This window comes from Variovorax brevis, from assembly GCF_030317105.1.
Classification (GTDB): domain Bacteria; phylum Pseudomonadota; class Gammaproteobacteria; order Burkholderiales; family Burkholderiaceae_C; genus Variovorax; species Variovorax brevis.
The window spans coordinates 853,680-869,142 of record NZ_JASZYG010000001.1 but is presented as its reverse complement, the minus strand read 5'-3'; the positions used below and the strand labels follow the sequence as shown (position 1 = coordinate 869,142).

General features: G+C 64.5%; 14 protein-coding genes. 11 read left to right on the top strand and 3 right to left on the bottom strand.

Annotated features, from left to right (window positions below; genetic code table 11):
* The first annotated feature begins 11 nt into the window (after positions 1–11).
* The 6 genes from QTI66_RS03735 to QTI66_RS03710 all read left to right on the top strand — a co-directional run bounded on the left by QTI66_RS03735 (position 12) and on the right by QTI66_RS03710 (position 6,859).
* Entirely contained in the window at positions 12–1,265 is a 1,254-nt protein-coding gene (locus QTI66_RS03735) for an acyl-CoA dehydrogenase family protein (protein WP_286557572.1), read from the top strand.
* Between the two features lie 4 nt (positions 1,266–1,269).
* Positions 1,270–1,665, top strand: a complete 396-nt coding sequence (locus QTI66_RS03730; RefSeq protein WP_286557571.1) for a hypothetical protein — start codon at positions 1,270–1,272, stop codon at positions 1,663–1,665.
* A gap of 419 nt (positions 1,666–2,084) precedes the next feature.
* Positions 2,085–3,467: an MFS transporter gene (locus QTI66_RS03725; RefSeq protein WP_286557570.1), complete on the top strand. Its 1,383-nt coding sequence runs from the start codon at positions 2,085–2,087 to the stop codon at positions 3,465–3,467.
* Positions 3,464–5,062, top strand: a complete 1,599-nt coding sequence (locus QTI66_RS03720) for an acetolactate synthase large subunit (protein WP_286557569.1) — start codon at positions 3,464–3,466, stop codon at positions 5,060–5,062. The genes QTI66_RS03725 and QTI66_RS03720 overlap by 4 nt, the downstream gene beginning before the upstream one ends.
* Positions 5,063–5,066: 4 nt before the next feature.
* Positions 5,067–6,212 (top strand): alpha-hydroxy acid oxidase, encoded by a 1,146-nt coding sequence (locus tag QTI66_RS03715; protein WP_286557567.1) that lies wholly within the window; start codon positions 5,067–5,069, stop codon positions 6,210–6,212.
* 281 nt (positions 6,213–6,493) lie between these two features.
* Complete coding sequence (locus QTI66_RS03710; RefSeq protein WP_286557565.1) at positions 6,494–6,859, top strand: nuclear transport factor 2 family protein; 366 nt, start codon at positions 6,494–6,496, stop codon at positions 6,857–6,859.
* Between the two features lie 88 nt (positions 6,860–6,947).
* On the opposite strand, the gene QTI66_RS03705 is transcribed toward QTI66_RS03710, so the two are convergent.
* The 3 genes from QTI66_RS03705 to QTI66_RS03695 all read right to left on the bottom strand — a co-directional run bounded on the left by QTI66_RS03705 (position 6,948) and on the right by QTI66_RS03695 (position 10,453).
* Positions 6,948–7,979: a YeiH family protein gene (locus QTI66_RS03705; RefSeq protein WP_286557564.1), complete on the bottom strand. Its 1,032-nt coding sequence runs from the start codon at positions 7,977–7,979 to the stop codon at positions 6,948–6,950.
* A gap of 34 nt (positions 7,980–8,013) precedes the next feature.
* Positions 8,014–9,216 (bottom strand): porin, encoded by a 1,203-nt coding sequence (locus QTI66_RS03700; RefSeq protein ID WP_286557806.1) that lies wholly within the window; start codon positions 9,214–9,216, stop codon positions 8,014–8,016.
* 220 nt (positions 9,217–9,436) lie between these two features.
* Positions 9,437–10,453, bottom strand: a complete 1,017-nt coding sequence (locus QTI66_RS03695) for an AraC family transcriptional regulator (RefSeq protein WP_286557563.1) — start codon at positions 10,451–10,453, stop codon at positions 9,437–9,439.
* 186 nt (positions 10,454–10,639) lie between these two features.
* On the opposite strand from QTI66_RS03695, the gene QTI66_RS03690 reads away from it, so the two are divergent.
* From QTI66_RS03690 to QTI66_RS03670, 5 genes are all read left to right on the top strand, one after another.
* Positions 10,640–11,491 (top strand): TauD/TfdA dioxygenase family protein, encoded by an 852-nt coding sequence (locus QTI66_RS03690; RefSeq protein WP_286557805.1) that lies wholly within the window; start codon positions 10,640–10,642, stop codon positions 11,489–11,491.
* Positions 11,492–11,497: 6 nt separating this feature from the next.
* Positions 11,498–12,091 carry an RBBP9/YdeN family alpha/beta hydrolase gene (locus QTI66_RS03685; RefSeq protein WP_286557562.1) on the top strand — a complete coding sequence of 198 codons (594 nt, stop codon included), beginning with the start codon at positions 11,498–11,500 and terminating at the stop codon, positions 12,089–12,091.
* Positions 12,092–12,329: 238 nt separating this feature from the next.
* Positions 12,330–13,310: a quinone oxidoreductase family protein gene (locus tag QTI66_RS03680; RefSeq protein WP_286557561.1), complete on the top strand. Its 981-nt coding sequence runs from the start codon at positions 12,330–12,332 to the stop codon at positions 13,308–13,310.
* Positions 13,311–13,329: 19 nt separating this feature from the next.
* Positions 13,330–14,322, top strand: coding sequence for a Bug family tripartite tricarboxylate transporter substrate binding protein (locus tag QTI66_RS03675; protein ID WP_286557560.1), 993 nt, complete (start codon positions 13,330–13,332; stop codon positions 14,320–14,322).
* 41 nt (positions 14,323–14,363) lie between these two features.
* Positions 14,364–15,443, top strand: coding sequence for a beta-keto acid cleavage family enzyme (locus QTI66_RS03670; protein WP_286557559.1), 1,080 nt, complete (start codon positions 14,364–14,366; stop codon positions 15,441–15,443).
* The last annotated feature ends 20 nt before the right edge of the window (positions 15,444–15,463 follow it).

Below are 15,463 nucleotides of genomic sequence, written 5' to 3'. Positions count from 1 at the left end.
AACGAGAAGACATGAGCGCCAGAGACCACACGATCGCCCCGAGCCGGCAGACCCCCGAACGCCACCAGCCACGGCTTTACCACGACCTTCTCACGCCCGATGAGACAAAGGCCGTGCGCGAGGAGGTCCGCCGCTTTGCCGACGAACACGTTGCGCCGGTGGCGTGGGAGATCGGGCATCGCGAGGAGTCGATCGAGAACTTCCCCCGCGAACTCTTTCACAAGATGGCCGATGCAGGACTGTTCCGCATCCCCTTCGCGGCCGAAGCAGGCGGCCGCGGACTGAAGTTTCCGGCGTGCGCCACCGCGGCGCTCATCGAGGAGTTGGCCTATCACTCGAACTCCGTCGCCGCGGTTGTGGACGTGCATTGCATCCTGGCCGGCCACGCGCTGGAACATGCGTCGGCGGCGCTGCAGAAGCGTTACCTCGCGCCGCTCCTGGCCGGCGAGAAGATCGGCAGCTTCGCGACCACCGAACCCGATGCGAGCACGGACCTCAGCATCAAGACGATGCAGACCTTCGCGAACCGCGAAGGCGGCGGCTATGTGGTCAACGGGCGCAAACGCTTCATCACGAACGCGCCGGTCGCCGATTTCGTCGTGCTGCTGTGCGCGGAGGAAGGCCGCATGACGGAGATCGTCGTCGATCTGGATGCGCCGGGCGTGCGCGTCGGCCCGCCGGACCGGAAGATGGGCAACCACGGACAGCTCACGGCAGACATCTATTTCGACAACGTGCAGGTGCCGGCCGAAAACCTGGTCGGCGCGGTGGGCGGCGGGCTGAAGATCGCGCTGCAGACCCTGACCTACGGGCGCATCGGCATCGCAGCCAGCGGCGTCGGCATGGCGCAGGCGACCTTCGACCACAGTGTCGATCGCCTGAAGACGCGCCAGGCATTCGGCAAGTCCCTGGCGCAGTTTCAGCACTGGCAGTTCAAGCTCGCCGAACGCGCCACCGAGATCGAGAACGCGCGCAACCTCTACATGAAGGCCGCGCGTCGCATGGATTCGGGCGAGGCCTTCCCGGAGCCCGAGGCCGCGATGGCGAAGTGGTACGCGACCAACCTCGCTGCGGAATTCGCACGCGACGGTGTGCAGATCTTCGGCGGCTACGGCTTCATGGCGGAACTGGCTTGCGACGGCTCGCACTACAGAGTGGAAGAGATCTACCGCGATTGCAAGATCGCCGAGATCTATGAAGGCACCAACGAAATACAGAAACTCGTGATTGCGCGCTCCATCTTCGGCAAGGACATCACGGGCTAGGCCTGTGGGCATCCACGCCTTGCTGGAGATCATTTTGATGCGGGTCGTGTCCACTGTGTCCTGCATCAAGTTGACAACCGCCGGCTGGAGAGGCCTCTTTGACTCGAAGGGCACACCTGCTCCCGCAATGGCAGGGCTTGCATCTCGCCGACTTCAGCGGCCATGGCTGCCGCTGGAGACGATCAACGCGGCCTGCATTGAGATCAACGACAGCGCCAGCCCGAACCAGCGACAAGCAAGTGCCGAGAACTCGATGGCCGATACGCTGATGGCGCGCGAAGCGGCGGCGACCAGCCGCACTCAGTGCGGGCATATCGACGCGAGGGCGGTTCAGCGAGGCCTGAATGCGCGCTCCATGGCGGGCCAACCTTGGGTGGCGGATGTCTCATTTGGGCCCTGAAGAGACCTTCGGGTGGGGGCTCCGGGTGTCCGCTGCCGGACGCAAAGCTGCTGTCTGGACACAGGCAGCCAGCCATGCCTTGTTGTGTCGCAGTCCGAGCCTTCGCCGCTCCTGCGAGCACAGTGGTGCGACCGACATCTTGCTGGGCGGCTACGCAGCCGCCTTGCCGGCCTGCATCGAAGTCCGCCAGCACTGCCACGTCCCTGCGATGTCCGGATGTAAGGCCGACAACACGGAATGGCCCTGATTTCTCCGCATGGTTTTTGGCGATTCTGCTTTGGGATCAATGACTTGGGCGGCCTTGTCCAGCAACGCGAATCCGGAGCAGCAATAGCGCTTCCTCACCCTAAACTGAATTGGCAAACGGATCTGCCAACTCCGGCGCACAACTCGATTCACGTAATAGCTGGAGCCATCCCATGGTCAACGACGAACCGCATGACGCGGATCTGCCGGGCATCTTTCGCAAGCTCATCTGGCGGCTGATGCCCTTTCTGCTGATCGCCATGATGATCAATGCGATCGATCGCCTGAACATCTCCTTCGCCAAGCTGCGCATGGTGCAGGACATCGGCTTGAGCGACGCGGCCTACGGCGTGGGCGCGGGGGTGTTCTATCTGGGCTACATCCTCTTCGAGATTCCCAGCAACCTGTACATGCAGCGCGTGGGGGCGCGCGCCACGCTCACGCGGATCATGGTGTTGTGGGGCGCGGTCACGGTCGCCACGGCCTTCGTGACCACGCCGACCCAGTTGATCGCCGCGCGCTTCGTTCTCGGCATGGCGGAGGCCGGATTCTTTCCGGGCGTCATGCTGTACCTGACCTACTGGTTTCCGGCCGCACTGCGCGGGCGCATCGTCGCGACCTTCCTGATCTCCGGCGTGTGCGCGGGCATCGTCTGCGGCCCGCTGGCGGGTGCGATCATGTCCCACCTGCACGGCTGGTGGGGGCTGCGCGACTGGCAGATGCTGTTCCTGCTCACGGGCGGGCCGGCGGTGCTGCTCGGGGTCCTCGGCTGGTATTGGCTGGATGACAGGCCCAGCGATGCGCGGTGGCTGAGCGCGGCGCAAAAGCAGGCCCTCACCACCGCGCTGGTGGGCGAACCAGCCGGCGGCAAGGCCTCGCATGGTGGCTTTGCGCAGGCGCTGCGCGATCCGCGGATGTACCTCGCGGGCGTGGTGTATTTCTGCATCTACAGCGGCTCGAACACGGTGTCGTACTGGATGCCGACGCTCATCCGCGGCTTCGGGCTGGAAGACCTCAAGACCGTCGGCATGGTGAGTGCATTGCCCTATGTCGGCGCGGTGATCGGCATGTACCTGCTGGGCCGCAGTTCCGACCGCCACATGGAACGCCGCTGGCATCTGGCGCTGACCATGGCGACCAGCGCCCTCAGCTTCCTGCTGCTCGGCTTCGTGCAGGGACAGATGATGCTGTCGGTGCTGCTCATGAGCATCGGCGCCGCGGCGGCGCTGTCGGCGGTGTCGCTGTTCTGGACCGTTCCACCGGCCCTGCTCAGCCCGGCTGCCGCCGCCGGAGGCATTGCGGTGATCAGCAGCATGGGCAACCTCGCCGGCGTGCTGAGCCAGGTGATGGTGGGCGCGATCAAGACTTCGTCCGGCAGCCTGTACCTGGCTTTCGACCTGATTGCCGCGGTGTTGCTGCTGGGGGCAGCGGCGCTGCTCATCGGCATTCCCGCGCGCTGCCTGCACGAACGGCGCCTGGGCGGCGCATCCACCCGACACGAGCCGACGCCCATGGTGGGCACCGGTGCCCTTCCTTCTGCCGAACTGCGTTCATGACCTCAAGCCCTCCTTCGATCCACGAATCCACGTTCGTCAACGACACCTCCCTCAACGGCGCGGAAAGCCTGGTGAAGACGCTGCTGGCCAGCGGCGTGGACACCTGCTTCGCCAATCCCGGCACGAGCGAGATGCACTTCGTTGCCGCGCTCGACCGCATTCCGGGCATGCGCTGCGTGTTGGGTCTGTTCGAGGGTGTGGTCACGGGCGCCGCTGATGGCTACGCGCGCATGGCCGGCAAGCCCGCGGCAACGCTGCTGCATTGCGGACCGGGACTGGCCAATGGCCTGGCCAACCTGCATAACGCCTATCGCGCAAACACGCCAGTGGTCAACATCGTCGGCGACCAGGCCACCTGGCACCGCCCGCTGGATGCGCCCCTCACCTCCGACACCGAAGGCTGGGCGCGACCGGTCTCGGTGTGGACGCGCACCGTCACCGATGCGGCCTCGGTCGGCGCGGCGGCGGCCTCGGCGGTGCAGGCTGCATCTGCTGCGCCCGGTGGCGTGGCCAGCCTGATCCTGCCCTCGGACGCCTGCTGGGACAGCGGCGGCCAAGTGGCCGCACCATTGGCGCCCATCCCTGTACCCAAGGCGTCGCCCACCGCCGTGCAACAGGCCGCGCGGGTGCTGCGCACCGGCGAGCCGACGCTGATCCTGCTGGCCGGCAGCGCGCTCGGCGAATCGGCGCTCGCACACGCGCATCGCATCGCAGCGGCAACGGGTGCGCGCTTGATGTCGACCACCTTCAACGCACGCGTGGCGCGTGGGCGCGGGCGCTTTCACATCGACCGCCTGCCGTATGTGGGCAAGGTGGCGCGGGATGCGTTGGTGGGCATTCGCCATCTGATCCTCGTCGGCACACCGACGCCGGCCACCTTCTTCGCGTACCCGGGCCAGTCCTCGCGTCCCTATCCGGGCGACGCCGTGGTCCATGTGCTGGCACGTGCCGAGGAAGACCTGCCCGATGCACTCGCGCATCTGTGCGAGGCACTCGGCGCACCACCCGTCGAAATGCCCGCTGCGCCCGCGCAGGCGCACGAGATCGGACAAGGCAAGCTGAGCTCGGAATCGGTGGCGCAGGTGCTGTGCGCGCTGCTCCCCGAGCAGGCCATCGTGGTGGACGAAGCCGCCACCTTCGGCCGCGCCTTTTATGCCGGCACACGTCACGCGGCCCCGCATGACTGGTTGAACCTGACGGGGGGTGCCATCGGCAGCGGCTTGCCGCTGGCGCTCGGTGCGGCCGTGGCGTCGCCGGGCCGGCGCGTCGTTGCCTTGCAGGCAGATGGCTCCGGCATGTACACATTGCAGGCCCTGTGGAGCATGGCGCGCGAGAAGCTCGACGTGACCATCGTGGTGATGGCCAACCGCAAGTACGCGGTGCTGCTGCACGAACTGGCCCAGGTCGGCGTCGCACGCCCCGGCCAGACGGCGCTGGACATGCTGGACATCGGCAACCCGGACCTGGACTGGACCCGGCTTGCGACGGGCATGGGCGTGGAGGCGGCACGGGCCGACAACGTGCAGACCTTTGCCGACCTGTTCGCGATGGCCAACAAGCGCAGCGGACCTTTCCTGATCGAACTGGTGGTCTGACGCCATGCCCACCATCACCAGCATTGAAGACCTGCGCGTGCTCGCCAGGCAACGCGTGCCGCGCATGTTCTACGACTACGTCGATTCAGGCTCCTGGTCCGAGTCGACCTACCGCGCCAACAGCAGCGACTTCGAGCGCATCCGGTTTCGCCAGCGCGTGGCGGTCAACCTGGAAAACCGCAGGCTGAAGTCCACCATGGCCGGCCAGGCCGTCGCGATGCCGGTGGCCCTGGCGCCCACGGGCATGACCGGCATGCAGCATGCCGACGGCGAGATCCTCGCGGCCCGCGCGGCGGAACAATTCGGCGTGCCCTTCACGCTATCGACCATGAGCATCTGCTCGATCGAGGACGTCGCCGCGCACACGCAGCAGCCCTTCTGGTTCCAGCTCTACGTGATGCGCGACCGCGACTTCATCCGCCGGCTGATCGAGCGCGCCAAGGCCGCGAACTGTTCGGCGCTGGTGTTGACGCTCGACCTGCAAGTGATCGGCCAGCGCCACAAGGACCTCAAGAACGGCCTGTCGACGCCGCCGAAGATGACGCTCCCCAACATCGTCAACCTGATGACCAAGCCGCGCTGGTGCCTGGGCATGCTGGGCACGCAGCGCCGTGGCTTTGGCAACCTGATCGGCCACGCCAAAGAGGCGACCGACATGGCCGCGCTGTCCGGCTGGGTTGCGCGGCAGTTCGATCCGACACTGAACTGGTCCGATGTCGAATGGATCCGCAAGCAGTGGGGCGGCAAGCTCATCATCAAGGGCATCCTCGACGCCGAGGATGCGCGACTCGCCGTCGAAAGCGGCGCAGATGCGCTGATCGTGTCGAATCACGGCGGGCGCCAGCTCGACGGTGCGCCTTCGTCCATTGCCGCCCTGCCCGCGATCGTGGATGCCGTCGGCGACAGGATCGAAGTGCATCTGGACGGCGGCATCCGCAGCGGGCAGGACGTCATCAAGGCGCTGGCGCTGGGCGCCCGGGGCGTGTACCTGGGCCGCGCCTTTCTCTACGGCTTGGGGGCCATGGGAGAAGCCGGCGTCAGCAAGTGCCTGGAGCTGATTCGCAAGGAGCTTGATTTGACGATGGCGTTCTGCGGCGTCACGGACGTCCGGCAAGTCGATCGACGAATCCTGCTGCCAGATTCTTCCTGACTCGTAGTTTCACGGCTGCACGGCTTCGATCAACGCGACCTTCCTGGGCAGCGGCTGCTGAATGGCGTGCAGCCGCGAACGCACGACTGCTTGCGGTCGTGGCAGACATCTTCAACCCAAGGCGCCAACGTCGGCAGACGGCCGGAAGTCGTCTTGCGACTGGCTGCGCAAAGTGCTGCCGTCACCTCACATTCGGGAGACCATGACGGCCGCCGCGTGGCATACTGGATCGACGATCGGCCCGGATTGGGCCGCCGTAACCTGCCCCGGAGGAGACGCCGATGCTGACGATTGAAGAGACGGCCGACTACGTGAATCGCTGGGTCGCCGCGTTCGAGTCGAAGGACCTCGATCGCGTTCTGGCCTTCTACACCGACGACGTGATTTTTCACTCCCCGTTGGTTGCGCGGCTGAGCCACGACCCTGGCGGCACCGTGCAAGGCAAGGCCGCGCTGAGCGCCTACGTGAAGAAGGGCTTCGAGGTGTTCGACCACATCAAGTTCACGGTGCTCGACGTGCTGCGCGGCGTCGACAGCATTGCGATTCACTACAAGGGCATCACGGGCACGCATGTCGTCGAGGTGCTGTTCTTCGACAAGGACGGCGTGGTCCGCGAGTCGTACGTGCACTACTCGTCTCCCGGGTAGCATCGAAGTTCCCGCAACCAATTCCGGATCGGACAGCTGTCGGAATGGACGTGCCCGATTGAAGTTGAGGTGAAGGCTGGCGCGCCGATCAAGCAAATCCTGGAGCTGCGCCGCCCCAATGCAGCCACGCGACCACGAACACAGCCAGGAATATCGTCTCGCCCACCATCAGGGCGATGGGCATCCATCCCACCGTTGCAAGGTCTTTCAACCGGGTCTTCATGCCGATCGCGGCGATCGCGGCCACGAGGCACCATTGCGAAAGGTCCACGCCCGCTTGCGTGGCAGCCCTGGGCACCCAGCCCGTGCTGTTGATCGCGACCAGCACCGCGAAGGCCATCGCGAACAAGGGCAACAGCGGCGGACGCTTGCCTTCGACCGCGCTGCCTTGATGGGTTCGCGTCAGCAAACCCGCGAACGCGATCACCGGCAGGAGCATCGTGACGCGCAGCAGCTTCACGAAGGTGGCGGCATCGCCCGTGGCGGTGGACATGCCATAGCCGGCACCGACGACTTGGGCCACGTCATGGATCGTCCCCCCGAGGAAGATGCCGGCCTGCACCGCATCGAGGCCCAGCGCGCGCACGATCATCGGATAGAAGATCATCGCCAGCGTCGACAGCGCGCTGACGCTGATCACCGTGAACAGGGTGGCGCGTTCCCGCATGGCATGGTTCGGCATGGCCGCAGAAAGCGCCATGGCGGCCGAGGCGCCGCATATCGCGACCGCGCCGCCCGTGAGCAAGCCGAAAAAGCTTCGATACCCCATGAGCCTGGCCAGCACGATGCCCAGGCAAATGGTGAGCGCCACCGACGTCACCACCATCATCACCGGATGCCAGCCCATCGCCGCGATCTGGCCCGTGGTGATGCGCAAGCCCAGCAGCGCCACGCCCATGCGCAACACCTGGCGCGACGTCCACTCGATGCCTGCGGTGCACGGGCCGTCGGCGGACAGGAAGTTCATTGCCATGCCCAGGAGCAGCGCGAAGAGCATGACAGGCGCGCCATAGTGCTGCGACAGGAACGTGGCCGCCGCCGCCACGACGACACAGGCCAGGGCGCCAGGGAACAGCTGGCGTCCGAGCGCGGGCCAGCAAGACAGGGTCAATGCAGTCATTTGTGATGTGCTTTCAACGAAGCGAAGGGTTCGGTCAGAAGCTGTGCCGGATGCCGATGTCGTAGCCGGTGGACGACTGCGGCGTCGGCGTCGAGCCGTTGACCGGCTTCGTGTAGAAGGCTGGACCGCCCACCGTCAGGTCGGCACCGTTCTTGTTGTTGATGCGCGCCGCTGTCGCGTACAGGGCCGTTCGCTTGGACAGGTTGTGCACGTAGCCGAGGGCGAACTTCCCGGACTTCGGATCGCCGGACAGGCCAGGGGCCTGATTCAGCACAGTGACGTTGTTGTATTTCACCTGGGTGTAGACGGCGCGAATCAGGCCGGGTCCGACAGGCACAGTGACGCCCACAAGTGCGCCGTCGGCACCGGGGGGCGTGAAGCCGATCGGGTTGGTCGAGGAGTCGATCTTCAGCTTGTTGTGCGAGTACTCGGCCATCAGTTTCGCGAAGCCGAAGTCCCAGGAGGCGCCCAGGTTCCAGATGTCGAGATACGCGGTCGTGCCCTGGAAGAACTGATCTCCGATCGTGCTTCGGGCAGCCGCGAAAGCGGCATCAAGCGGGCCATTGGCGTAGCCGAAGCGACCACCGACGTAGCGGCCGGCGCGCTGGCTGTTGGGAACGTTCGGGGTCAGTGCGCCCGGGTCGTACTTGGTTGCCTCATTGAAGGTGTACATCACCTGGCCGTAGAAGCCGCCCAGGTTCGGCGGCAGGAAGTAGCCCACCGCGTTGGAGGCGCGAACGTAGTTGGGGTTGGCCTGGAACCCGTTTGCGGCCTGGCCTGGTGTGTTGAAGCCGCTCGCAGTGGCAATCAGGTTGATGCCAACGCCGTTGGAGGTGAATGGATCGAAAACGGCGTCGTTCCAGAACGTGGGCGTGTAGTCCCGTCCGAGGCGGATTTCGCCCAGGATCCCGGACAGGCTGACCGTCGAACGGCGGTTGAAAGCAAGCGCCCCACCGGACGCAAAGCCGGCGCCGGTGTCGTTGAGCAATCCGGCTTCCAGCCAGAAGCTGGCCGCCACACCGCCACCGAGGTCTTCCGTGCCCCGAAAGCCCAGTCGGCTGCCGGCGTAGCCAGAACTGTTCTGCACAGTGCTGCCGGTCGTGACGCTTTCGCCGAAAGGCGTTTCGGCCTTGTTCGAGTAGCTGCTGACCGTGGCATCGATGACGCCGAACAATGTGACCGACGACTGGGCCCACGCTCCGCATGAAACAAAGAGAGCGGCGAAGGCTGGGGGAATTCTTCGCGTCCGGAAGGGGAGGTCGCGGAAAGGGTGACGGGAGGCTCCGGGCCGGGCCTCATCAAATACGGGAGCGTTGGCCATGTCGTTGTTTTCCTTGCAGCGTTGTGCGAAGGCCAGACTCTAGGGACCGCAGACGCAATCGGCTTCACATTGGACGACACGGACTTTTCATTTCGTGCCAGCTTTCGGACGCGGCGCAGACTCTCCCGGGGCGCCGTCAGACCTTGCCCAAGGCGCCACGTTTGGCCCGGCTCTCCTTGGCGCTGCAACCGTATTGGGTGTGATACCAGCGCGAGAGTGCGCTCGGCGCCGAGAAGCCGAGCAACATGGCGACCTCGGTCAGCGGACGATCGCTTTCGATGACATGCCGCCGCGCAAGCTCCTTGCGGATCTCGTTGACCATGGACGAGAAGGTCTCTCCCTGTTCATCCAGGCGGCGCTGGATCGTGCGGCTCACCAGGCCCAGATGGTCGGCCACCTGTTCGATCGTGCAACGCCCACTGGGCATCAGCAGGAGGATCGCGCGCCGCACGTCCTTGAGCATCGTTTCCCCATGCAGTTTGGCCGACGTGTCGAGCAACTGTTGCGCGTAGCGTGCCATCGCCGGATCGGCCGACGGGTTGCGCGCATCGAGATCCGACTTCGTGCAGACGACGCAGTTGAACGGGTAGTCGAACTCGACGCGAGGGCCAAACAGGCGGTGATGCGTGCTGGTGTCGTGCGGTGCCTGGTGCTCGAAACACACGCGTCGCGGCTGCCACTGCTCGCCAAGGAACTGGCGCATCAATCGCACCATCACGCCGAGTGCCAGCTCGATTCTCTGGCGCGTGAACTGCTTCGCGTTGCCAGCCATCACGTCCTCGCGGATGACGACCACGCCGGCCGACTCCTCGATCATGAGCGACAGCGATCCATTGAGCAGCGTCTGGTAGCGCACCAGCACATCCAGCGAATCGCGCACCGTGGCCTGGTCGCGGATCAGCATGCCCACGGCGCCAAGGTTGGACAACAGGCGCGACTCGGCCATGCACAGGCCAAAGCTTTCGTTGCCTGACCTGGCAGCCGATGCCTGGAGCAGTTGCCCGACGCGTTCGACAGGAATCATGAGGTCCGCATCGTGCAGCACCGCCTGATTCAGGCCCACCTCGGAGAGCATGCGCACCGGGTCCAGTCCGCCGGCCCGCGCGACCTCGCTGTAGTTGGTGAGGCACGCAGAACGGACAAGCAGGGACATTGCGAAACACCGAATGGAATCTGGCGCAAAAGGATAAGTGCGTGTCGTGGATTGTCAAGCGGGACCTGGCCGTCGTCACGACACTCCCGAACATCAACTGCCCATTTGCCCCAAGGAGAAAACACCATGACTCAATGCCTCGATGCGGGACCCGCGGTGGTCCGCGCGACCTCCCTGGGCAACTCGATCCATGTCGAGCCGCTCACCTGCACGATTGGCGCCGAGCTCAGCAACGTCAACCTGGGAGCGGCTGCAGAAGACAAGACGCTGGTGGCGGAGATCCGTGCGCTGCTCCTCAAGCATCGCGTCGTGTTCTTCCGCGACCAGGACATCACTCGGGCCCAGCACGTCGCATTCGCGCGCCACTTCGGTGAACTGGAGGACCACCCCGTGGTGGGCAGCCATCCCGACTACCCCGGACTTGTGCAGATCTACAAGACCCCCGCGAGCCCGCCGGATCGCCACGAGAATTCCTGGCACACCGATGCGACATGGCGCGACAGGCCGCCGATGGGCTGTGTGCTGCGATGCGTCGAATGTCCACCCGTGGGTGGCGACACGATGTGGGTCAACATGGTCGAGGCCTATCGGCAGCTGCCGGAGGACATCAAGGAGAAGATTGCGCCCCTTTATGCGCGCCATGGCATCGAGCAGAGCTTCGGCGCGGCGATGCCGATCGAGAAGCGTCACGCGCTGAAGGCGCAGTACCCGGATGCGGAGCACCCGGTCGTTCGCACCCATCCGGAAACCGGCGAGAAGCTGCTGTTCGTCAATGGCAGCTTCACGACACACTTCACCAATTTCAATACGCCGGCCAATGTGCGCTGCGGCCTGGACAAGTCGCCCGGCGCCAGCCAGTTGCTCAACTACCTCATCAGCCAGGCCTTCATCCCCGAATACCAGGTCCGCTTTCGCTGGAAGAAGAACAGCGTTGCGTTCTGGGACAACCGATCGACCCAGCACTATGCCGTGATGGACTACCCGCCATGCGACCGCAAGATGGAGCGGACGGCCATCGTGGGCGACGTGCCGTACTGACTGGGCATGCAGGACAACGCTGGAGTGCATGGCTCGCGCCAAGCGACGATCCTGATCGTGCCCGGCTTGCGCGACCATGTGGAAGACCACTGGCAGACGCACCTGGAACGCAGGCTGTCTTCCGCGCGCCGGGTCGTCACGGTGCCGCCGCTGGATGCCGACAAGCTGAGTCGTTCCGCTCGCGTCGCCGCCATCCAGCGCAGCATCGAAAACATCGAAGGGCCCATCCTGGCGGTGGCGCATAGCGCAGGCGTCGTCATGCTGGTGCATTGGGCCCATCAACACGGCGCCGGAGCAATCCAGGGCGCCTTGCTCGCGACGCCGCCGGATTTCGGGTTGCCATTGCCGCAGGGCTATCCGGCGCTGGATGTCCTGCAAGCCAATGGCTGGCTGCCGGTTCCGCAGCACGCGCTTCCTTTTCGCAGCGTTGTGGCGGCCAGCAACAACGATCCGCTGGCGTCCCTCGATCGCGTGATCCGCATGGCGAAGCACTGGGGAAGCGAGGTGGTCAACCTGGGTTCGGTGGGCCACCTCAACCCTGCGTCCGGATTCGGTGAGTGGCCCTTCGCTGAACAGCTCATCCAGTCCCTGGAAGCCTGATTGCCGCGGCAGTGCGCCGCACCCGCATAACCGCAAGGCGGCTGTCATGAAAGGGCAAGTGCACGGCGTGCAATGTCAAGCATCAACGGGTGAAAAACCAGACCATGCACCTGTTGCTTCAGCCCCCACACATTCATCAATCAAAGGAGATAGACATGCATTTCACGTACGACGCGCTGTTTGCTGAACACACGCAAGTGCCTGTGCCAATGAGCACCAACACCTGAGGGGTGTCGACATGGCAAAAGTCATCAAGTTCCATGAAACGGGCGGGCCCGAAGTTCTTCGCTCCGAAGACGTCGACGTCGGCGATCCTGGGCCGGGAGAGGTCCGCGTCCGGCATGTGGCAGTGGGCCTCAATTTCGCCGACACATACTTCCGCGGCGGCACGTACCCGGTCCCGCTGCCCAGCGGCATCGGCAACGAAGCGGCCGGTGTGATCGAGGCGGTCGGCGCTGGCGTGACCCACCTGGAAGTCGGCGACCGCGTGACCTACACCGGCTTCATCAACACGCTCGGCGCCTACAGTACCGAGCGGCTGATCTCCGCCGCATTGCTGATCAAGCTGCCGGAGGCCATCAGTTGCGAAACCGCCGCGGCCATGACCATGCGAGGCTTGTCCGCCGCGTACCTGGTGCGCCGCATCTACCCTTTCAAGGCGGGCGACACGGTGCTGCTGCATGCGGCCGCAGGGGGAGTCGGCCTGATCGTCTCGCAGTGGGCAAAGCTGCTCGGGCTGACGGTGATCGGCACCGTGTCGACCGATGCCAAGGCCGAAGTGGCGCGCCTTCATGGCTGCGACCACACGATCAACTACAGCCACGAGGACGTCGCCAGCCGTGTGCGTGAACTGACGGATGGGGTCGGCGTTTCGGTGGTCTTCGACAGCGTGGGCAAAGCCACTTTCATGGCTTCGCTGGACTCGCTCAAGCGTCGCGGCCTGATGGTCTGCGTGGGCACCGCATCCGGAAAGATCCCGCCCTTCGATCCGCAGATCCTGGCCCGCAAGGGGTCGCTGTACCTGACCCGGCCCGGCCTGGCCGACTACATCGCCGATCCGGTCGAAAAGGCGGAGCTGGTCGATGAACTGTTCGGGCATGTGGCGGCGGGCCGCATACGTATCGAGATCAACCAGCGCTATGCCTTGCAGGATGCTGTCCAGGCGCATCGGGACCTGGAGGCTCGAAAGACCACCGGCTCCTCCATCTTCGTCATTTGATTCCTCGAGGTGAACAACCATGGTTCCAAGTCTGTTGAGACTGCGGCTCTTCGCGATCATTGCGCTTTGCTGGCTTGCGGTGGTCACGCCTTCGCTGGCACAGCAATGGCCCGACAAGCCCATTCGCTTGATCGTCCCCGCGCCGCCTGGCGGCATTTCCGATGCGGTTGCCCGGCTGCTCGCCGAGCAACTGCGCGTGAATCTGGGTCAGACCGTGCTGGTGGACAACAAGCCGGGCGGCTCGGCCGTGGTGGCCGAGCGGGCGCTGATGAGCGTCCCTGCCGACGGCTACACCTGGATGGTGGGGCCTTCGAGCGTCCTGACCGACATACCGCTGACCGTCAAGACGCCGTATGACGTCCTCAAGACCTTCACCTATGTCGCAGAAGCCAGCAGCATGGTCCATGTGCTGGTGGCCAACGCAAGCTTTCCACCCGGCAAGGTCGCTGAACTGCTGGCGTACGCCAAGCGCAATCCAAGATCAGTCAGCGTCGCGAACCTCAGCGTCGGCACACGTTCCAATCTCCTCGGTGAGATGCTGCGGGAAAAGAGCGGGAACGACATGCTCGTTGTTCCCTACAAGGGCTCGGCTCCAGCGATGGTGGACCTGATGGGAAACCAGGTTCAGCTGACTTTCGAGGTGGTGAGCAACGTCGTTCCGTTCGTCAAGAGCGGCAAGCTGAAGGCACTTGCGGTGGCATCGTCGACGCGCTCGCAGCATCTTCCCAAGGTGCCGAGCTTTGGTGAATTGGGCTTGCCGGACTTTGTCCTTCCGCATGCCAGCGTCGGTGTCTTCGTCCTGAGCAGTACGCCCAAGCCGATCGTCGATCGGATCCAGAGCGAAATGGCCAAGGTCGTCCGCTCCGACAAGTTCCGCGGGGCGCTTGCTGCACAAGGCATGGATCTTCCGCAAGAAGCCTCGCTGGACCAGCTCCGGCAGACATTGGCTGCGACCTCGACCCACAACCTGGAAATCATCAAGAGGCTCCAGCTCAAGATCAGCCCTGAATAAGCCTTCCGTCCATCCACATTTCAAATCGGAGAACCATCATCATGAACTTCCTTGACGGACACCTGTACCCGGAGAACCAGCAGCCGCTGATCATCACAGCCGCGCCGTATGCGCCAGGCTGGATTCCCTCGGACTTCCCGGAAGACATTCCCATCACCATGGAGGAGCAGATCCAGAAGGCGGTGGACTGCTACGAAGCCGGTGCCACCGTGCTGCATCTGCACGTGCGCGAACCCGATGGCAGGGGCAGCAAGCGCCTGTCCATGTTCAATGAGCTGATCGCCGGGGTGCGTGCCCGGGTGCCGGAGATGATCATCCAGGTGGGTGGCTCCATCAGCTTCGCGCCTGAATCCGAGGGCGAAGCCGCCAAGTGGCTGAGCGATGACACACGGCACATGCTGGCGGAACTCGACCCGAAGCCCGATCAGGTGACGGTGACCGTCAACACGACGCAGATGAACGTGACGGAGCATGCCGGCCTGGATGACTTCAAGGGCGTTTCGCGGGGATTCCCGCACCTGTACGCAACCTACAAGGACATGGTCGTACCCGCGAATCCCAGCTGGGTCGAGGAACACATCCGCCGGCTGACAGCCGCCGGAATCCAGAGCGAGTTCCAGTGCTACAACATCAACAGCTTCGAAACGATCGAGCGAATGATCCGCCGCGGCATCTACAAGGGGCCACTGGTGATGAACTGGGTGGCGATCAGTGGCGGCATGGATCAGGCGAACATCTACAACCTGGCCAACTTCCTGCGCGCTGCGCCGGACGGCGCGGTGGTCACCGTGGAAAGTTCGGTGTTGAACGTGCTGCCCGTGAACATGATCGGCATTGCCCTGGGCCTGCATGTGCGGTGCGGCATCGAGGATGTGCTCTGGAACCAGACCCGTACAGGCAAGATGAGCTCCGTCGAGCAGATCAAGCAGCTGGTTCGTATCTCCGGCGAATTTGGCCGTCCCATCGCGACGGCGCAACAGGCGCGCGAGATCATGAAGATCGGCGTTTTCTACGACACGGCGGAAGAGACGCTTCAGGCCAATGGCTTCGCACCGAATCGCAACGGTGGCAACCAGGGGTTCCTGCGCAAGCCGATTCATGAGGAATGCCTGACCAAGTAGTGGGCTGTCCCCGCAAATAG